The organism is Enterobacter sp. SST3, from assembly GCF_000286655.1.
GTDB lineage: Bacteria > Pseudomonadota > Gammaproteobacteria > Enterobacterales > Enterobacteriaceae > Enterobacter > Enterobacter roggenkampii.
The window spans coordinates 1-18,840 of record NZ_ALNS01000030.1; the positions used below are offsets into that span (position 1 = coordinate 1).

Here is an 18,840-nt window from a genome sequence, read left to right on the forward strand (position 1 = left end):
TAAGGCGAAGCCGCCATCCGGCTTTTTACTGTGCCGGCGCCATCGCCGACACCACGCCGCCCGTTATCGTCTGCTCTACCTGCTGCTTATCCATATTCACCGCGCTCAGCTTCCCATTCACCGTTGGCTTCAGCGGCGCACTGGCCTGCACGCTGCCGCTGGCGGTGAGCTGAATATTGCCGTCACCTGCAATCGGCAGCGCAGGCCAGCCCCACTGCTGCAGCACGCTGAGCGGAACGCCGCGCCCGTTGAGGCTCACCGTGGTCTGCCGCTGCGGCAGCTGGGAAACGGTCGCCGTGGCTTCCAGAATACCTTTCTCGGTAAACGCGCTCAGGTCGGTAATATTCACCGTGGCGGCGTTGGCATTCAGCGCCAGCGACGGACGGCGCACATCCACGCGGTTAAAGGTCGCCGCCGCGCCGTTCAGGGTTGCGCTGCCGCCCCAGACGCCCCACTGGCGATCTTTCACCAGCTGCAGGTTTGCGCCATAGCCGTCCAGAGAGGTGATCTGCCACGGGAAGGCGGGATCGATGTCGATCACCAGGTTGCGGCTCAGGCCAAATTTTTGCAGCGTGACGCTGTTCAGCCATTCCGGCAGAGGCGCCATCCACAGCGCTTTCCAGTTTTGCGGCAGGGTATACTCCAGCCCGGCAATGGCGACATCGTCCAGCACAAGCGCTTTACCGTCGCGCAGCCAGTTACCGGACGTGCGCACCATGCCGCCTTCCCAGCGGGAGGTGAACTGGCGCAGCGCCATGCCCTGCGGGGAAAACTCCGCATTCAGGATCGGGTCAAACAGATGCAGCGAGCCGTAGATAAACTCGCTGGCGTTCATCGACAGGCGGCCTTCCTGGCTCTGCCAGCCACCTTTGCTCAGCGTCAGGTTGCGCAGGCTTAAATCGAGGTCGGTCACCGCCCAGTCCGGGCCCTGAAGCCGGGCGTCGGTCACGTCCAGACGACCAATCTGCAGAGAGGGGATAGTGGCCAGCGGTGCGAAGAACGCCGTCAGCGTTTTATCGCTCTGCAGGCGGATCTCGTTCAGGCGCATGGTGTCGATAATCCAGCTCCCGTCGGCGTTGCGCAGGGCCGAGCCGGTGAGCGAGCCCCGGGCCATATCGGCGCCGATCGTATTCAGCACCACTTCCTTGCCGTTAAGCTGGCCCTCAATCAGCACGTTGGTGGCCGGTACGCCGTTGAGGGTCAGCGAGCCTGCGCTCATCTGGATCTGCGCGTGATTACCCAGCACGTTGCCCGCTTCCGGCTGCCACGGGCTGACGCCGCCCGTCACCTTCTGCGCGCTCAGATCCCATTCGGTATTCGGGCTGTTAAAGGCCATATTGTTCAGCTGCAGGCGATCCGCCTGGAAGGGCAGCGGCGCGGTCTGGGGGGAGAGATTCAGCGTGCCGTCGAACAGGGTGATGGTGTCCACGTGCAGCGGATCGGTTATCTGGCGGCTGCTGAGGCCGATATCCACTTTTTTGGCCACCAGCGTGGCGGGTTTACCGTCCCGGCCGAAGGTGACGTTTTCCAGAATGATGTGGGATGGTGACGAAAAGCGGTGATTCATCTTGTCGAAGCTGAGCTCGTAGTCTGTATTCACCGTTACCCAGCTGCTGACCTGAGTCGCGCCCCAGCGGGTCTGGAGCAGAATATAGAGCGCCAGTATCACAATGAGCAGGGCTACCAGAAGATAGACGAGTAGCTTTCCAATAAATTTCATGGTCTTCCATCCCGCAAAACGCACATAAGGGAGTTATGCACGATTTATGCGCAATCCTCAAGGCGGGAATGGTGTAAATAGATGTCACGGCAGACATTGACTGCCTGCCGTGAAGGGGATCAGTTCTTTTCAGGCGGGAAAACGAGGTTCAGCACGATAGCGGTGATACCGCCCGCGGCAATGCCGGAAGAGAGCAGGTTTTTCACCCAGTCCGGGGCAAACTGCAGGATCAGCGGCTGCTGAGAAACGCCCAGACCGACGGCCAGCGACAGCGCAATAATCATGATTGCGCGGCGGTTCAGCGGCTCGCGGGAGACGATACGCACGCCGGAGGCCGCGATCGTCCCGAACATCACCAGCGTTGCACCGCCCAGCACCGGCTCAGGGATGTGCTGCACAAAGCCGCTCACCGCCGGGAACAGGCCGAGGACGATCAGCATCAGCGCCACCACGAAGCCGACATAGCGGCTGGCCACGCCGGTCAGCTGGATCACGCCGTTGTTCTGACCGAAGCAGGAGTTCGGGAAGGTATTGAAGACCGCAGAGACAAACGAATTCAGACCGTTCGCCAGCACGCCGCCTTTCAGGCGCTTCATGTACAGCGGGCCGGAAACGGGCTGCTCGGAGACGTCGGAGGTGGCGGTGATGTCGCCGATGGTCTCCAGAGAGGTGATCATAAAGACCAGCATCAGCGGCAGGAGCAGACCCCAGTCAATGCCCAGGCCGTAATACAGCGGCGTAGGGACAGTGATCAGCGCGCTGTTGGCTGGCGCGGTGTTCTCCGGCAGCATGCCCAGCGCCCACGCCAGCAGGTAGCCTGCCGCCATGGCGATCACCAGCGAGGCGACGCGCAGGTATGGGTTACGCTGGCGGTTAAGCAGAATAATGATGGCCAGCACGACGCCCGCCAGCAGCAGGTTTTTTGGCGCGCCGAAGGTGTGGTCGCTCATCGCGGCATAGCCGCCGCCGATGGAGGTGAGGCCCACCTGAATCAGCGACAGGCCGATAATCATCACGACGACGCCGGAAACCAGCGGGGTGATGACGCGGCGAGCCAGATGCAGAACGCGGGAGATCACCATCTCCGTGCAACTGGCCAGCATCAGCGTGCCGAACAGCGCCGCCATCATGGTCGGGACATCCGCACCGCCGGTTTTCAGGGCCGTACCGCCCATGATCAGCGGCGCCACAAAGTTAAAGCTGGTGCCCTGAATCGACAGTAAACCCGACCCCACCGGACCCCACGCTTTAATCTGGATAATCGAGGCCACGCCGGAGGCGAAGAGAGACATGCTGATGATGTGCTGCGTGTCCTGCGCCGGTAAACCGAGCGCCTGACAGATCAGCAGCGCCGGGGTGATCACCGCAACAAACATCGCCAGAAGATGCTGGCAGGCGGCGAAAAGCGTCTGCGGCAGCGGCGGGCGGTCTTCAAGGCGGTAAATCAGTTCGCTATTTTGCTTCTGCGCAATCGGTTGCGCATCAGGCGACTCTATGGTGTTAACGGACATCGGCGGCAATCCCACGGTGGAAAAGCGGGCATTTTATCTGACCACTTGGTAAAAGCAAACGATTGCCAGCAAAAAAAGACAAGAAAATCTGCCGCTGTGAGCAGGTTTTCTACATCCGATGAGGAAAAAAAATTACACTTTTTGCGCCGGAAGCTCATGAAGAGCGCAAACCGGCCCAGGATAACGCCGCGTGTGTATGGAACACGCGCAAAAAAGGAGCCTTCTATGATTCATCTCGATACGTTGTCGACCCTTGTTGCCGCAACGCTGGTGTTACTGCTTGGCCGTAAGCTGGTACATAGCGTTTCCCTTCTGAAAAAATACACCATTCCTGAACCTGTCGCTGGCGGCCTGCTGGTGGCGCTGGCCCTGCTGGTGCTCAAAAAAAGCATGGGCTGGGAAATCGATTTTGACATGTCCCTGAAAGACCCGCTGATGCTGGCCTTCTTTGCCACCATCGGCCTGAACGCCAACCTGGCAAGCCTGCGGGCGGGCGGTAAGGTGCTCGGCGTATTTTTGATTGTGGTGGTGGGGCTGCTGCTGATGCAAAACGCCATTGGCATCGGCATGGCGACCTTGCTGGGGCTGGATCCGCTGATGGGGCTGCTGGCGGGGTCGATTACGCTGTCAGGCGGTCATGGTACCGGGGCGGCGTGGAGTAAATTGTTCGTCGAGCGCTACGGTTTTGAAAATGCAACGGAAGTGGCGATGGCCTGTGCCACCTTTGGCCTGGTGCTGGGTGGCCTGATTGGCGGCCCGGTGGCGCGCTATCTGGTGAAGCACTCCACCACGCCGGACGGCAGGCCGGACGACGAGCTGGTACCGACCGCCTTTGAAAAGCCTGACGTTGGGCGCAGTATTACCTCGCTGGTGCTGATTGAAACCATCGCGATGATCGCCATCTGCCTCACCGTGGGCAAAGTGGTTGCGCAATGGCTGGCGGGCTCCGCGTTTGAGCTGCCGACGTTTGTCTGCGTGCTGTTTATCGGGGTGATTCTGAGCAACGGCCTGGCGCTGATGGGCTTTTACCGCGTGTTTGAACGGGCGGTGTCGGTGCTCGGCAACGTCTGCCTCTCGCTGTTCCTGGCGATGGCGCTGATGAGCCTCAAGCTGTGGGAGCTGGCCTCCCTGGCGCTGCCGATGGTGGCGATTCTGGCGGTGCAGGCCCTGTTTATGGCGCTGTACGCCATGTTTGTCACCTGGCGCATGATGGGCAAAAATTACGATGCGGCGGTGCTGGCGGCGGGTCACTGCGGGTTTGGTCTGGGGGCAACCCCAACGGCTATCGCCAACATGCAGGCGATCACCGAACGCTTCGGGCCATCGCACATGGCGTTTCTGGTGGTGCCGATGGTCGGGGCGTTCTTTATTGATATCGTCAACGCGCTGGTGATTAAGCTTTACCTGATGCTGCCGATGTTCGCCTGAAATCAGGCGTTGGAATAGCGTTCGGTTTCCGGCATCCAGCGCTCAATTAACGCTGCCGCCTGTTCGGGGTGGCGTTCATGAATGTGGCGGGCGAGGCGCTGAACCTCGGGGATCATGGCCTGATCGCGCAGCAAATCCGCGACTTTGAATTCTGCATTCCCCGTCTGACGCGTGCCCAGCAGTTCACCGGGTCCGCGGATCTCCAGGTCTTTTTGCGCAATCACAAAACCGTCGTTGCTGTCGCGCAGCACCTGCAAACGCATCTGGGCGGTTTTCGAGAGCGGCGCTTTGTAGAGCAGGACGCAGTGGGACGCTACCGCGCCACGGCCGACGCGCCCGCGAAGCTGGTGGAGCTGGGCAAGGCCCAGGCGCTCCGGGTTTTCGATAATCATCAGGCTGGAGTTCGGCACATCCACGCCCACTTCGATGACCGTGGTCGCGACCAGCAAATGCAGCTCGCCCTGTTTGAACGACTGCATCACCGCCTGCTTTTCAGCGGGCTTCATGCGTCCGTGAACCAGACCCACGTTTAGCTCCGGCAGGGCGAGCTTTAACTCTTCCCACGTGGCTTCGGCAGCCTGCGCTTCCAGCAGTTCCGACTCTTCAATCAGGGTACAAACCCAGTAGGCCTGACGCCCTTCGTGGGTGCAGGCGTTGCGCACGCGGTCGATGATATCGCTGCGACGCGTGTCAGGAATGGCAACCGTCGTGACCGGCGTACGGCCCGGGGGGAGTTCGTCGATGGTGGAGGTATCCAGATCGGCGTAAGCCGTCATCGCGAGCGTGCGCGGGATCGGCGTGGCGGTCATGATCAGCTGATGCGGGTGGAAGCCCTGCTGCAGTCCCTTTTCCCACAGCGCCAGACGCTGATGCACGCCGAAGCGGTGCTGTTCATCGATAATCACCAGCGCAAGGCCGTTGAACTGCACCTGCTCCTGGAAGATAGCGTGCGTGCCGACAATCATCTGCACCTGCCCGCTGGCGATGGCTTCCTGCTGCGCAAGGCGCGCTTTGCCCTTTTGTTTTCCTGCCAGCCAGCCCACTTCAATCCCCAGCGGCGCGAACCAGGCGCGGAAATTGTTGGCGTGTTGTTCCGCCAGCAGCTCGGTCGGCGCCATTAACGCGACCTGTTTACCGTGGGCAATGGCGCGCAGGGCTGCAAGGGCGGCAACCAGCGTTTTACCGGAGCCTACATCACCCTGTACCAGGCGCATCATCGGCACGTCGAGCGCCATATCGCGTTCAATCTCGGCGGTGACGCGCGCCTGCGCACCGGTAGGTTTAAACGGCAGGGAGGCCAGCAGCTTATCCTTGAGCTCATCACGCGGGCTTAGGGGCTGAGCGTGGAAACGCTGCGCGCCCGCGCGAAGCGCCAGCATGCTCAGGTTATGCGCCAGCAATTCCTCAAGGATAAGACGCCGTTGGGCTGGGTGTTTCCCGCTTTCTAAGTCGCTGAGCTGCAGCGTGGGCGGCGGACGGTGCAGGGTACGCAGCGCTTCGGGAAGGCTCATCATGCCCTGCGCCAGCTCGGGTGGCAGCAGCTCGGTAATGGCGCAGGTGTCCAGCAGCTCCAGCGCCTGATCGGTAAGCTTACGCAGCGTGGCCTGCTTGATGCCTTCGGTCGTCGGGTAAACCGGGGTAAGTGTCTCCTGCAGTTCCGGCGTGCTGAGATCGCCCTGCACGCGGTACTCGGGGTGGATCATCTCTGCGCCGTACTTCCCGCGTTTGGCTTCGCCATAGGCCAGCACCCTGCGGCCTGTCGCCAGGCTGTTTTTCATTGCCGCGCTGAAGTTGAAGAAACGCATGGTGAGAATGCCGGTGCCGTCGCTGATCTGGCAGGTCATCATCCGGCGTCCGCCGAAGGTGATGTTGCAGTTCAGGACTTCGCCTTCAACGGTGGCGTAAATGGCGGGAAGGAGATCGCCAATCTTATAAAGCTGGGTGCGGTCTTCATAACGCAGGGGGAGGTGAAGCAGGAGATCCTGCACGGTGTGCAGGCCAATTTTGGCCAACTTACTGCTTTGCGCCGCGCCCACGCCCGTCAGGCTGTTGAGCGGGATAGCATCCAGCAGGCGGCCCTTCATCGCTTACCCGGCGTACTGCATGGTGGCCCACCACTCGGCATCGGCTTCAATTTCGCCCTGCGCGTTGACGTGGGGGTAAGGCAATTTTTTCTGCTTCGCAACGCGAGCCAGCACCGGATAACCGCCTTCAAACAGCAGGCGCTGCTGTTCATCTTCCGGCAGCATACTGTTGCTACGCTCGTACATGCCGGCGTTCTGACGCTGGCGCTGCGCTTCATACAGAATGAGCGCGGACGCCACGGAGACATTGAGAGACTGGACCATGCCGATCATCGGAATGATGATGTCCCGATCCGCCAGATCCAGCGCTTCCTGTGAGATCCCGGTTTTCTCCTGACCCATCAAAATGCAGGTCGGGCGAGTGTAGTCGATCTCGCGAAAATCCACGGCTTTAGCGGACAGGTTAGTGGCAAGGATCTGCATCCCGCGCCCTTTCAGGTGCGAAACGGCATCGCCAATTGTCTGGTGAGATTTGACGGAAACCCAGCTGTTACTGCCTGCCGCCGCCGAAACCATGGTGCGCATCCGGTGACCCGGCCAGACGGCGTGCACTTCATGCACACCGACGGCATCGGCGGTACGGACGATAGCAGAGACGTTATGCGGTTTATGGACCTGCTCCATGCAGACCGTCAGGTCAGGCTGACGCCTGGCGAGCATTTCGCATATCCGCGCGTAACGTTGTGAATTCATACCACTAGTTTCGGTTACGGGTGACTTTAATCACGTCCGGCATGACGCGGATCTTGCGCATGATATTCGCCAGATGCACGCGGTCGCGGGCGGTCAGACGAATAAAGGCGCTGTACACGCGGCCATCTTTTTCTTCCGTATTCAGGCTTTGAATATTGGAAGAGGCAGTGTTGATCGCTGCCGTCAGGTTCGCCAGGGCACCCTGGTGGTTGAACATATCCACCTTAATCTCGGTGATAAATTCCTGCGCCGTCTCTTTATCCCACTCGACCGCCATAAACTTCTCGGCTTCTTTCTGGTAGCCGCGAATGTTACGACAGGATTCGTGGTGGATAACCAGCCCTTTACCTGGGCTGACGTGCGCAATAATCGGGTCGCCTGGAATTGGACGGCAACATTTTGCGAAGGTGATCAGCACCCCGTCCGCGCCTTTGATTGGCAGATGAGCATGGCCGGATGCGCCTGGCGCAGAAGGTATTGCTTCGCCCTGCTGCAGGTTTTTCGCCACCACGACGCTCATGGCGTTGCCCAGACCAATTTCCGCCAGCAGATCGTCAAGAGACGTGAGCTTCATACGGTCGAGCTCGCGCTGGATATGCTCCGGTGGGATCTCAGCCAGCTTACGGCTGCCGCCCAACGCGTGGTTGAGCAGACGACGCCCCAGGCTGACAGAATCATCACGCTTGAGATTTTTCAGCAGCTGACGGATTTTAGCGCGCGCTTTGGAGCTCACGACAAAGTTTAGCCAGGCCGCGTTCGGACGTGCGCCCGGTGCGGTAATAATTTCCACCGTCTGGCCGCTGGCGAGCGGCTGAGACAGCGGGTAAGGCTGTCTGTCGACGCGCGCGCCCACGCAGGCATGGCCGATATCGGTATGCACGGCGTAAGCGAAGTCGACCGGCGTTGCACCCGCAGGGAGTTCGACAATGCGACCTTCGGGGGTGAAAACGTAAATCTCATCCGGGAAGAGATCGGATTTCACGCTCTCGATAAATTCAAACGAGCTGCCCGCACTCTGCTGAAGTTCCAGCAGGCTCTGCATCCAGCGCTGGGCGCGGATTTGTGCGGTCGTACTGCTTTCGCCACCGTGCTCTTTATAGGCCCAGTGCGCGGCAACACCCATCTCTGCCATCTGGTCCATGTCTTCGGTGCGAATTTGCACCTCAACAGGCACGCCGTGCGGCCCGATCATCGAGGTGTGCAAAGATTGATAGCCGTTCGCTTTTGGAATGGCGATGTAATCTTTCATCCGCCCCGGACGCGGTTTGTAGAGGCTGTGCATCTGCCCCAGCACGCGATAGCAGGTGTCCGAGTCATGGACAATGACGCGGAAGGCGTAGATATCCATGATCGAGTGAAAACGCTGCTCCTTGAGCACCATTTTGCAGTAGATGGAGTACAGGTGTTTCTCGCGACCGCTGACGCGGCACGGAATTCCCGCTTCCTGCAAGCGCCCTTCGATTTCAGAGAGGATCTTTTGAATCATCTCCTTACGGTTGCCGCGTGCGGCTTTCACCACCTCTTTAATCACGCGATAGCGGTTCGGGTACAACGCTTCAAAACCCAGCTCTTCCAGCTCGGTTTTAATGTGGTGAATACCTAAACGGTGCGCCAGCGGACTGTAGATTTCGAGGGTTTCACGGGCAATGCGGCGACGTTTATCCGGGCGAAGTGAGCCCAGCGTGCGCATGTTGTGGGTGCGGTCAGCGAGTTTGATGAGAATGACGCGGATATCCTGCACCATCGCCATAATCATCTTGCGGAAGTTTTCGGCTTGCGCCTCTTTCTTGTCGCGGAAATTCAGCTTATCAAGCTTAGAAACCCCTTCCACCAGTTCGGCAACGCTTTTGCCAAACAACTGTTCCATGTCCTGGTAAGTGGCAGGGGTATCTTCAATCACGTCGTGCAGCAGCGCGGCCATCAGCGTTTCGTAGTCGAGTTTCATCTCGGCCAGAATACAGGCCACCGCTACCGGGTGCGTGATGTAGGGTTCACCGCTTGAACGTGTCTGGCCCTCGTGAGCGTCACGTGCAACGAGATACGCCTGCTGAAGACGCTTAATCTGGTCTTCAGGCAGGTAGATTTGAATCAGTTGATTCAGGCTTTCAAACAGATACAAGGGCGACCCGCAGGTTTAATTAACGACGACCTTCAGCAATAGCGGTTACGGCCTGCAGTTCTGCGGCTTCCTGCTCTTGCTGCTCCTGGCGCTCACGCACGTCGAGGATCTGGTTGTTGATCAGACCTTCTTCGATTTCGCGAAGTGCAATAACGGTGGTTTTATCGTTTTCTTCCGGTACCAGCGGATCTTTACCGCCTACCTGCATCTGACGAGCGCGACGCGCGGCGACCAGCACCAGGTCAAAACGGTTACCAATTTTCTCTACAGCGTCCTGAACAGTTACGCGTGCCATACTTAAAATGCTCCACAGGTGAAGAAATGACTGGGCATGATACTGAAAGTGGGTTCAGTCTGCCAACAGTTTGGTGATTAATGCGTCATGTCGCTGCTTCTGGCGGCTCATACGCAGACGTTCTGCACGAAGAATGGTTTTGAGATCGCTCAGTGCGGCATCAAAATCATCATTCACAATAAGGTAATCATATTCCGCGTAATGGCTCATTTCTGCAACAGCCTGTTCCATACGCTTTGCGATGACTTCTTCGCTGTCCTGACCGCGGCCACGCAGGCGGCGATCCAGCTCATCTTTCGATGGCGGTAAAATAAAGATACTGCGCGAGTCAGGCATTTTCTTGCGAATTTGCTGTGCACCCTGCCAGTCGATATCCAGGAACACATTCACGCCCGTGGCCAGAACCTGCTCAATGGTTTCACGCGAGGTACCGTAGTAATTACCGAATACTTCCGCATGTTCAAGAAACGCGTCTCTGCCGATCATCGCTCTGAACTCGTCGTGATCCACAAAGAAATAGTGTTCGCCGTGCACTTCACCCGGACGCGGTTGACGCGTGGTGTGAGAAACAGAAACCTGTGTGTCGTACAACGGTTGGGTTTTTAACAGTGCCTGAATAAGGCTGGATTTACCCGCGCCACTAGGGGCAGAAACAATATAAAGCGTGCCTTGAGCCATGAGAGTCTTTTGTATGTGTTAACGAAGAAGTCCTACATACGGGCTTATTATACACGTCACTGCCGTGTGACGTAGCCTTTGTCACACTTTTTCCCCTGGATTATTGAATTTTGCGTGCCGTTTTCAGGTTTTATCTGTGGTTTTCAGCAACCCAAAGAAATACCGGATAGCGTCTCGCATTGTGATTAGTTGCCGTTAGCGTTGTTTCTGGCATCGGGATATACCTCCTGCAACACAAAGGAGGGGTAGCAATGTGGCGATGGATAAGCGGGTTAATGCTCTTGTGGAGTGGCTATGGCGCGGCGGTGTGCCCGGTGTGGTCGCAGGCAAAAGCTGAGAAAGAGATGGCGTCGTTAAGCGCGCAAATCAAACGCTGGGATGACGCTTACTGGAAGCAGGGCGTGAGCGAGGTCAACGACGAAGTTTACGACCAGCTTAACGGGCGCTTAATGCAGTGGCAGCACTGTTTTGGCAGTGAGCCTTCAGAGGAGAAACTCCCTGCGCTGGTGGGAAGCGTAAAACATCCTGTTGCCCATACGGGCGTACATAAAGTGGCCAGCAAAGAGGAGTTGAGACAGTGGATGCGTGCGCGGCAGCATCTGTGGATGCAGCCCAAAGTTGACGGTGTGGCGGTAACGCTGGTCTATCGTGACGGAACGTTAACCCAGGCCATCAGTCGTGGTGATGGCCTGAAAGGGGAAGACTGGACCGGGAAGGTGCGTTTGATCCCGACTATTCCGCAAAAGCTCACCGGCAAGCTCGCGAACAGCGTCTTACAGGGCGAGCTTTTCTGGCTAAGCGACAATCACATTCAGCGGCAAATGGGCGGGATGAACGCTCGCGCAAAGGTGGCGGGGGCGATGATGCGGCAAAAGGATAACTCAGTTTTGAGCAAGATCGGCGTGTTCATCTGGGCCTGGCCGGATGGGCCGAAAGATATGCAGACATCTTTAGCTGAACTGTCTCAGGCCGGTTTTACGCTGTCGGCACGGTATACACTACCCGCCGATTCTGTTGATGCCGTCGAGAAACAGCGCGCCGCCTGGCACGTAACCGGATTACCCTTTGCCACGGATGGCATTGTGGTGCGTTCGGAGGATGCGCCCGCAGGGGAAGGCTGGTTACCGGGCGAAGGCAACTGGCTGGTTGCGTGGAAATATGCGCCTGCAGCCCAGGTGGCCGAGGTGAGTGATATTCATTTTTCCGTGGGGCGAACGGGCAAAATGTCCGTTGTAGCCGCACTGGAACCTGTGCAACTGGACGATAAACAGGTACGGCGGGTGAGTCTGGGCTCGGTTGAGCGCTGGCAGAGGCTGGATATTGCCTCAGGGGATCAGATCCAGGTCAGCCTGGCCGGGCAGGGTATTCCCCGGTTTGATAAGGTGGTCTGGCGCGGGACGGACAGACATAAACCCGAGCCTCCAGCCTCGCATTATCATGCGCTGAGCTGTTTCTATGCTTCTCCGGAATGTATGGAACAGTTCTTTGCCCGACTGACCTGGCTCAGCTCAAAGCAGGTGCTTGATATTGAAGGATTAGGCGAGTCAGGCTGGCGCACCCTCTGGCAGGCACATCATTTTGAACACCTCTTTTCGTGGCTGTTATTAACGCAGGCGCAAATGCAGGCTACGCCTGGGTTTTCCTCCGCGCGCGGGCTGGCGCTCTGGCATCGATTTAATCTGGTGCGTGAGAAGCCATTTATTCGCTGGCTCATGGCATTGGGTGTTCCGCTGACACAGGCTTCGCTGAAGGCGATGGGGAACGTAACGTGGCAAACGCTGAGTGGACATAACGTAAAGAACTGGCAAAGCCTGCCGGGAACGGGAGAGAGGAAGGCGCGACAAATTGTTGCATTCATCCATGACCCTGGCGTTGCCGGGCTGGCATCCTGGTTAGGCAAGCAGGGCCTGCCTGGATTTTAGAGCGAGCTTGCTTTAGCTTTGCGCCAGGGGGTATGTCTGTCTGGTGAACTGAAGGTTTCGCGTAGCTGATCGTAGTCATAGATGTGGCGGCCGCCATCAATTACCGGGATAAGTGTGGGAGCCTGATAGCACGCCGCAAGCACCGAGCTGCATTGATCAACACCCGTTGTGATTCCAAGCCACGTCAACATCAACTCATAATTGCTTGCTGTGGGCCACGCTTCATGCACCCACCCCACCGATCTTTTTTGAGCATTCAGGGCTTGCTGGCTATACCAGATAAACTGGGGGACCTGGTAAGCCTCTTTGCTTGGGTTGCGTGAGCCATGCATATAGATGGAGTTCAGCTGCGGGTTTTTTTCCAGCCCATGGTCTGAAAAATAGAGCAGAGAGGATGCGCTGCCCTGCAGACGTTTAGCTACTTCGCCAATGAAGTAGTCGGTAAACAGAATCGCATTATTGTAGCAATCTTCATACTTGTTGCCGGTATGCAGAATATTTGCGGATGGCGGATACCGATCGCAGGCCATCTCATGACTGCCGTTGATATGCAGGAAAATTAACTTCCTGCCGGGGGCTTTAAGCGCCTCATCCAGGGCAGGTAAAAGCTCGGTGTCATAACGGGTGTCAATCCACTGGGCTTTATGGCTAATAGAGGCAATCGCCACAATATAGTTATTGCTCTTGCCTGTATTACCCTGGGCGCTAATCCATTCGGTGTGATAGCCCGTTTTTTTAGCGACGCTAACGATATTGTCAGCAAGCTTATCGGTGGTGAAGTGGTCTGGATCAGCTTTACTTAATATCATCGGCACGGAAAGCACGGTGGCTGACGCAGGGGCAATAGCATTGCTAAAAATGAGGGAGTCCTTCGCCAGCAAGGATTCCACTGGCGTGGTATCCTGGTGAAAACCGTAGAGCTTCATATTGCTGCGACGTGCGGATTCACCCACGATAACAACATAGTTTTCGATGCCCGTTTCATGATACTGCAACGCAGGATAATTGACGCTGTGCTGGCTAATTTTCTCCGCCAGCGCGTTATCGCGATGGGCAATAATGAACTCTGCGCCGGTGTAAAATGGCGTATTGGTTAAAATCCGGGAGCTTAGCGGATAATAAACTTCAAGGTCGTGGCGTTTTTTTAGCCAATTTGCCGTCGAATACCAGCCAAAATAAACGGCAAGCAGAACGAAGCCGATAGTTTTGACGCGGGAAGAAACATGCTCGCTAGCTGCTTTGATTGCGAACCAGGTGACAATAAAGTAAGCAAACGCGGCTGGTAAACAGTGCAGGTATAGACCTGACATGCTTTTCGCTTCGGCTACGTGAGTGCCGAGAATACTCATCGCGAATACCGTGTTAAATTCGCTCTGGTAGACGCTCCAGGTACTGTAAGCAATCGCAAAATTTAACGTGAGCAGGGCGGTTAAAAAAAATGCGAGGATCTTGCCGGGAAGCGAGCGAAAGATTGCTGCGGCGCAAACCAGTAAAAGCGCATTACAAATCGCAATGCGCACTGCGAATCGTGCAGGTTGCGTTAAAAATACTGGCCATAACTGAATCAGCACGGAAACGAGCAGCAAAATTAAAAAATGGCTGCTGAGTTTTTTATTAATAATCAGGGCTGACGTTTTGGCAAAGGACATTGTTTTAACGCAAGTTTATGGGGACAAAGATGCGACAGTTTATCGCGTTTGGCCCGGTTATATGAGATAACAAAAAGTGCTTTTTACTACTTTGTTGTGGTTTTGTTGAGAATTCAATGGGTGTCCTGCGTGTAATGAAAAACAGGCAATCCCAGCTTTAAGCGCAGTGCCAGCAAGCGAGCCGTAAAGCCAAATAATAACGTGGCAATGACCACAACATCATGGCTCGAAACATAATGTTGTAAAGCAATATACAGAACGGCAGACGCAAAGGATATTCCGGCGTAAAGCTCTTTCTGGAAAACCAGTGGAATGCGCTTGCAGAACATATCGCGCAGCACACCGCCGAATACGCCCGTGACCACGGCGGCAATGGTAGCGATAACAGGTCCTTCCCCCATATCGAGCGCGATTTGTGCTCCGATAATCGAGAAAACCACCAGACCTAAAGCGTCAAGGACTAAAAACAGGCGGCGAAGATGGGGCATGACGGGCGCCACTATGGTGGTTAACACGGCAGCTGTCGCCACGATAATGACGTACTCGGGGTGTTTGACCCAGCCAAGCGGATAATGTCCCAGCAGAATATCGCGTACCGAGCCGCCGCCCAGCGCGGTCGCTGTAGCAATAATGATCACGCCGAAGGTGTCCATACGGCGACGTCCGGCAGCAAGTGCGCCGGTCATGGCTTCTGCGGTGATGCCAATGAGATAAAGGATGTGAAGCAGCATATTTCCTCCGGTGTAAACGCGGGGGAGGTTAGCGATTTGTGCGCAAGATCACGATTGAGTTTTTCTAAGGCGACTCCGTTTCCCCTATAAATTTTTATCAAATGATGTTGAATAAGCTTGATGAAAGGCGGTGACGCGCAAAATCAGGTGCCGGAATGGATTAGAAATAATAATGGGTGGTGCCGTCGACACCACCCGATAAGGCATTACTCAATTGGATCTGAATGTTGAGTGGTGCTATATATGCTTTGATTTTTAAGGTTTTTTTATAATCTTGTTTTCGAGTAACTACACCCTTAAGTACACTGTAAACAGACGCTATGCTGAGTACGCTGTTTTTTTGTTCAACGCAGAGGAATCTTCATATGGGGTGTATGCTTCTTGAACAGCTCTCTTTCATGTTCAACGAGTAAACTAAATCTTGACACCATAAATAGCTATAGCCTGCTATTAATTGACATAGGGCAAGTTGCTATGAGAGCAATCCATCCTGGACCTTATGCTACACCGCTTGACTGCAAAAATGGTGATAGTAAGTATTTTCCCAAAATCAATGGTCCCTATCAAAACCAGATGTATTCCGGGGGCAAAATAGCCACCATTTGAAGCCCTATGACGCTAACAACCTGACAAACCGATACAATTAGGCTTAAAGGAAAGCTTTAAGCAGGTGATTGAGCAGTGGGGGGTAAAAGAAGACTGACGGTGTATGGTTTCTGCAATAGAATGAGCACCATTCTGCATGGAAGAAAATCTCGACTCGGTGTGGATTGAAACGCGGCTAAGATGTAGATAAGGACGCGTTGCATAGGACTTGCAACTATAGAGCAGAGTCTTGAGGAATGGAGATAGAATGATGCAAAGGTATAAGGATCATATATTTAATTCAGATTGCAGCCCTTAAAGGGGTGTAAAAATGCTTGCCTAAGAGAATTATTAGTTGATACTTATAAGGTAGGATTATTTTGATGGCGGTAGTATGAGCAAATTTAACACCTTCGAGAAAGAAATAAAAAAAACTGTCTTAAATTATTTGCTTGATAAAAGTGAATTAAGTAAAGATGTTACTGTAATAAATGAGTTAACAATTGACTCTTTTTCAAGACGATTAGATCTAGCCGTTTTGACTAATAAAAAAATAGTGGCTTATGAGATAAAAAGCGATGCTGATAGCCTGTACAGGCTATCAGGTCAACTGGAAAAATACCGTCAATATTTTGACAAAACCATCGTTGTCACAACACCTAAACATCTGAATAATATATTAAATTTAGTAAGTAGTGACATTGAGGTTTGGGAGGTTGTAGAACAAAAAATAACCGTAAAAAAAAGAGGTAAAGCTTCGAGAATTGAGAGTAAAGCTAATTATCTTGATTTGCTAAGAGTACAAGACATGAGAAAGTTGGCTAGTGCCTTTAATATAAAATTAGGTACGGGTGGTAAAAAGGAAATAAAAAACATTTTAACAGATAATATTAATAAGATTTCGTATGAAAAGTTAAAATCCTTTGTGATAGATATACTCTCTCAGAGATTCAGGTTAACATCGACCAACTTTCTAGAGAATGTAAATGTAGGAAATAAAGTAACTATTAACGATTTGGAATTTTTAAGTCCTTATTCTAAAATAAAACACACAAATGCTCTAGTTCAAGGTAGTGTGTTAGAACAGTTAAAATAGACAGATGCCGAAGAAAGTTATTAATAATAATTAAATCTTCGGCTCGTAAGATTTTTAATCTTCCCAATCCTCATCGGTATCAATTTCTTCAAGTTCAAGATCATAATGTAACTGAGTATATAAATGAATATTAATTCTGACCGCAGTAGCTTTTTGTGGGGTATTTATTCCAAACTTTTCTTGCTTTGATGTTAATTCAATCATCTGCGTGCCCCATAAATGCAAACTTTTCGACCAATACTCCTGCTGCATAATTTCTTTAGCACAAAGATAGTAGAGGTATTCTTTCTCTCCTTCTTCTGGAGATTTAGGATCTTTGAATTCGCGTCGGATAAAACGCCAATCATTCTTTAAAGGATAATCTATCCTTGGAGGCGGGAGATTTCCACCACCAGATTGTTTTTCAATCCTTGCACTCCCTCGGTCAGAATAGATGATTGGGTAGAAAGCAACAGCACTTTTTATTTTATTGAAAAGTAATCTTTCATAAATAGAATTCTCTCCTCTATGATAACCTGCAAAGTTAAATGGGAATGATGTTCCTGATATAGTAATTCGTGCAAATGGAATTATCCCTTTTGTTCTATTTATTAGATTTATAAAAGGCTGATAATAATCATTATATTCACTTCCAATTGTACCTAAATCATACACAAAAAAGATATCATTTATTTTTAATTTAGTAATGGTATTAATGATTTCAATGTAAGATGTTAGAGCTAGTTTCTTTACTTCAAATACAAGTACTAGTCCCCTACCCAAACTAGCTAAATTTGTTAACTGATTTTCAAGTTGTGCTAAGTCATCAAGGAATACGGTTGGAATAGCTTCTGGGATTTCTTTCAAAAAAAGGTACCAGTTTTTATATCCTTCACTTGATTTTTTTAACTCCACCAGTTGATTAAAAACCTCTCTGGGATAAGTTCCGGTGAGCAGATAGTGTTTATTACCAGACAAATATTCTTTATCAAAATGTGCTATCCATTTCCTGTTTCCAATAGTTTTCTTTATCTTTTTTAAAGAATTATCTAGTACTTGAGAACTCATCCATCCTTTTAATGGAAATATAGGTAAGATCAGTTCCTTATCTTTTTCAGGAAGTTGCTCTAATGCTTCCATTTCAGAAGGGCTCAAAGAAAGAATGGGTGCATATTTAAAATTAAATGAATCCTCAAATGAAAACATTCCCACCCCCTCAAACTTTACCAAGACGAATTTTTATAGCTGTAGTAGATACCTCTGCCATATCAGCTAATTTTTCATATTTTTCCTCATCTCTGAGTTCTGTAAATTCTTTAAGTTTTGGTTGAATAAGATGACCCGGCATAAGTATGTCCGCAGCTAAACGATTTGCTTGAACCTCCATGAAATCCGATAGCTTCGAACGGTATAAAATATCATCCGTAATTCCATCACCGATGCGGTCTCGGTGAAGTAAAAAATGAGCTATTTCATGGGCGAGGGTAAAACGTTGCCGTTCTTTGACATCATGTCTGTTTACCCTGATTACCACATTTCCATCTTCTTCTTTTATTTCACCTGATATTCCAGCAGCTAAAGTGGATTTTTTTACAGTAATCCCTAATGCTTTTGCTATGGCTCCAACTGCAATTGGAAATTGAAGTTGATGTTGTCTTATTAATGAGGCTTGTTCTTCGGTGAGAGAAACCCATTCATTTGAGTTTGTTAATTTCACTCTACACCCTCCTGTTTATTATCCTCAAGCATATCTCCAGATGAAAACTCAATCCCACGATAGGTTACTTTTTGTACTGCGCTGAAAATTACAGCGTCAAAGTTTCCTTGATCTATCAACTTGAGCAATACACTTTCAGTCACTACTGGCGCTAATTTCTCAGTAACTTCTGACGCTTTTTCTGTAGAAATTTTTGTGGCTGCATCTTGAGCACTATTGATCATTTTCTTATAACCTAAAAATGAGAATAATGCCATTACGATCCCTAGGACAGTTAGAATTACTGCGACAGAAGCTAATAAAATTCCTGTCCATACGGCAAAATTGAGACCACTACTGTTTTCAAGTTTATCAATTTTATCCTGCATGGATTGAATCTGTTTTTTCTGATCATTAATCACAGAATTTAATACTAATAGTTTTTGATATTGCAACTCTTCATTTTGATTTACGTTTTCCTCATGTACCTTGTTCTCAGTGTATGTGCTCACTGCTCGGGTTGAGATGCCAAGCGGTAAACCTTCGTTCGCTACTGTCTGGGCATTTACAGCGTGCGGTACGGAGCATGTTATAAGCAAAAGAAGATAAAAATAGGATACTTTATTCATTTAAATGATGAGGTTGAGCTGTCCA

Annotated in this window: 15 protein-coding genes; 3 read left to right on the forward strand and 12 right to left on the reverse strand. The window is 52.4% G+C overall.

Going from position 1 to position 18,840, the window contains the following annotated elements:
• Positions 1-25 precede the first annotated feature (25 nt).
• Positions 26-1,720 (reverse strand): AsmA family protein, encoded by a 1,695-nt coding sequence (locus B498_RS04605; protein WP_008502667.1) that lies wholly within the window; start codon positions 1,718-1,720, stop codon positions 26-28.
• Positions 1,721-1,839: 119 nt separating this feature from the next.
• Positions 1,840-3,231, reverse strand: coding sequence for a xanthine/proton symporter XanP (xanP, locus tag B498_RS04600; RefSeq protein WP_008502668.1), 1,392 nt, complete (start codon positions 3,229-3,231; stop codon positions 1,840-1,842).
• 225 nt (positions 3,232-3,456) lie between these two features.
• Between xanP and gltS the strand changes: the two genes are divergently transcribed.
• The gene (gene gltS, locus B498_RS04595) at positions 3,457-4,659 is read left to right on the forward strand and encodes a sodium/glutamate symporter (protein ID WP_008502669.1); all 1,203 of its coding nucleotides are present in this window, start codon (positions 3,457-3,459) and stop codon (positions 4,657-4,659) included.
• A 2-nt stretch (positions 4,660-4,661) separates the two neighbouring features.
• Here gltS and recG read toward each other — a convergent pair whose 3' ends face one another.
• From recG to gmk, 5 genes are read right to left on the reverse strand one after another with little or no spacing between them, the layout of a single operon-like run.
• The gene (gene recG / locus B498_RS04590; RefSeq protein WP_008502671.1) at positions 4,662-6,743 is read right to left on the reverse strand and encodes an ATP-dependent DNA helicase RecG; all 2,082 of its coding nucleotides are present in this window, start codon (positions 6,741-6,743) and stop codon (positions 4,662-4,664) included.
• A gap of 3 nt (positions 6,744-6,746) precedes the next feature.
• Positions 6,747-7,436 (reverse strand): tRNA (guanosine(18)-2'-O)-methyltransferase TrmH, encoded by a 690-nt coding sequence (gene trmH, locus B498_RS22965; RefSeq protein ID WP_021242410.1) that lies wholly within the window; start codon positions 7,434-7,436, stop codon positions 6,747-6,749.
• Positions 7,437-7,440: 4 nt separating this feature from the next.
• Complete coding sequence (gene spoT / locus B498_RS04580) at positions 7,441-9,555, reverse strand: bifunctional GTP diphosphokinase/guanosine-3',5'-bis pyrophosphate 3'-pyrophosphohydrolase (protein ID WP_008502673.1); 2,115 nt, start codon at positions 9,553-9,555, stop codon at positions 7,441-7,443.
• A gap of 19 nt (positions 9,556-9,574) precedes the next feature.
• On the reverse strand, positions 9,575-9,850 hold the full coding sequence (rpoZ, locus tag B498_RS04575) for a DNA-directed RNA polymerase subunit omega (RefSeq protein WP_000135058.1): 276 nt from the start codon (positions 9,848-9,850) through the stop codon (positions 9,575-9,577).
• 54 nt (positions 9,851-9,904) lie between these two features.
• Entirely contained in the window at positions 9,905-10,528 is a 624-nt protein-coding gene (gmk, locus tag B498_RS04570; protein ID WP_008502674.1) for a guanylate kinase, read from the reverse strand.
• A 251-nt stretch (positions 10,529-10,779) separates the two neighbouring features.
• Between gmk and ligB the strand changes: the two genes are divergently transcribed.
• Complete coding sequence (gene ligB / locus B498_RS04565) at positions 10,780-12,450, forward strand: NAD-dependent DNA ligase LigB (protein ID WP_008502675.1); 1,671 nt, start codon at positions 10,780-10,782, stop codon at positions 12,448-12,450.
• Here the strand turns inward: ligB and B498_RS04560 are convergent.
• Together B498_RS04560 and B498_RS04555 are read right to left on the reverse strand one after the other, a co-directional pair.
• Positions 12,447-14,099, reverse strand: a complete 1,653-nt coding sequence (locus B498_RS04560; protein ID WP_008502676.1) for a phosphoethanolamine transferase — start codon at positions 14,097-14,099, stop codon at positions 12,447-12,449. The two genes, ligB and B498_RS04560, sit on opposite strands and share 4 nt — an antisense overlap.
• Positions 14,100-14,212: 113 nt before the next feature.
• The gene (locus B498_RS04555; RefSeq protein WP_008502677.1) at positions 14,213-14,830 is read right to left on the reverse strand and encodes a trimeric intracellular cation channel family protein; all 618 of its coding nucleotides are present in this window, start codon (positions 14,828-14,830) and stop codon (positions 14,213-14,215) included.
• Positions 14,831-15,809: 979 nt separating this feature from the next.
• On the opposite strand from B498_RS04555, the gene B498_RS04550 reads away from it, so the two are divergent.
• The gene (locus B498_RS04550; protein ID WP_008502678.1) at positions 15,810-16,511 is read left to right on the forward strand and encodes a sce7726 family protein; all 702 of its coding nucleotides are present in this window, start codon (positions 15,810-15,812) and stop codon (positions 16,509-16,511) included.
• Between the two features lie 54 nt (positions 16,512-16,565).
• Here the strand turns inward: B498_RS04550 and B498_RS04545 are convergent, their stop codons facing one another.
• Genes B498_RS04545 through B498_RS04535 form a run of 3 tightly spaced genes read right to left on the reverse strand, consistent with a single transcriptional unit; the run spans position 16,566 to position 18,815 of the window.
• Positions 16,566-17,696: a beta family protein gene (locus B498_RS04545; RefSeq protein WP_008502679.1), complete on the reverse strand. Its 1,131-nt coding sequence runs from the start codon at positions 17,694-17,696 to the stop codon at positions 16,566-16,568.
• Between the two features lie 10 nt (positions 17,697-17,706).
• Positions 17,707-18,207, reverse strand: a complete 501-nt coding sequence (locus B498_RS04540; RefSeq protein WP_008502680.1) for an ImmA/IrrE family metallo-endopeptidase — start codon at positions 18,205-18,207, stop codon at positions 17,707-17,709.
• Complete coding sequence (locus tag B498_RS04535) at positions 18,204-18,815, reverse strand: hypothetical protein (protein ID WP_008502681.1); 612 nt, start codon at positions 18,813-18,815, stop codon at positions 18,204-18,206. Before B498_RS04535 ends, B498_RS04540 begins: the two co-directional genes overlap by 4 nt.
• Positions 18,816-18,840: the final 25 nt, after the last annotated feature.

What these genes read in the sequence shown, in the direction of transcription:
- ligB (WP_008502675.1), top strand. Translation starts at nt 10,780, where the DNA reads ATGTGGCGATGGATAAGCGGGTTAATGCTCTTGTGGAGTGGCTATGGC.
- B498_RS04605 (WP_008502667.1), bottom strand. Translation starts at nt 1,720, where the DNA reads ATGAAATTTATTGGAAAGCTACTCGTCTATCTTCTGGTAGCCCTGCTC.
- gmk (WP_008502674.1), bottom strand. Translation starts at nt 10,528, where the DNA reads ATGGCTCAAGGCACGCTTTATATTGTTTCTGCCCCTAGTGGCGCGGGT.
- B498_RS04560 (WP_008502676.1), bottom strand. Translation starts at nt 14,099, where the DNA reads ATGTCCTTTGCCAAAACGTCAGCCCTGATTATTAATAAAAAACTCAGC.
- B498_RS04550 (WP_008502678.1), top strand. Translation starts at nt 15,810, where the DNA reads ATGAGCAAATTTAACACCTTCGAGAAAGAAATAAAAAAAACTGTCTTA.
- B498_RS04545 (WP_008502679.1), bottom strand. Translation starts at nt 17,696, where the DNA reads ATGTTTTCATTTGAGGATTCATTTAATTTTAAATATGCACCCATTCTT.
- B498_RS04555 (WP_008502677.1), bottom strand. Translation starts at nt 14,830, where the DNA reads ATGCTGCTTCACATCCTTTATCTCATTGGCATCACCGCAGAAGCCATG.
- gltS (WP_008502669.1), top strand. Translation starts at nt 3,457, where the DNA reads ATGATTCATCTCGATACGTTGTCGACCCTTGTTGCCGCAACGCTGGTG.
- B498_RS04535 (WP_008502681.1), bottom strand. Translation starts at nt 18,815, where the DNA reads ATGAATAAAGTATCCTATTTTTATCTTCTTTTGCTTATAACATGCTCC.
- xanP (WP_008502668.1), bottom strand. Translation starts at nt 3,231, where the DNA reads ATGTCCGTTAACACCATAGAGTCGCCTGATGCGCAACCGATTGCGCAG.
- trmH (WP_021242410.1), bottom strand. Translation starts at nt 7,436, where the DNA reads ATGAATTCACAACGTTACGCGCGGATATGCGAAATGCTCGCCAGGCGT.
- recG (WP_008502671.1), bottom strand. Translation starts at nt 6,743, where the DNA reads ATGAAGGGCCGCCTGCTGGATGCTATCCCGCTCAACAGCCTGACGGGC.
- rpoZ (WP_000135058.1), bottom strand. Translation starts at nt 9,850, where the DNA reads ATGGCACGCGTAACTGTTCAGGACGCTGTAGAGAAAATTGGTAACCGT.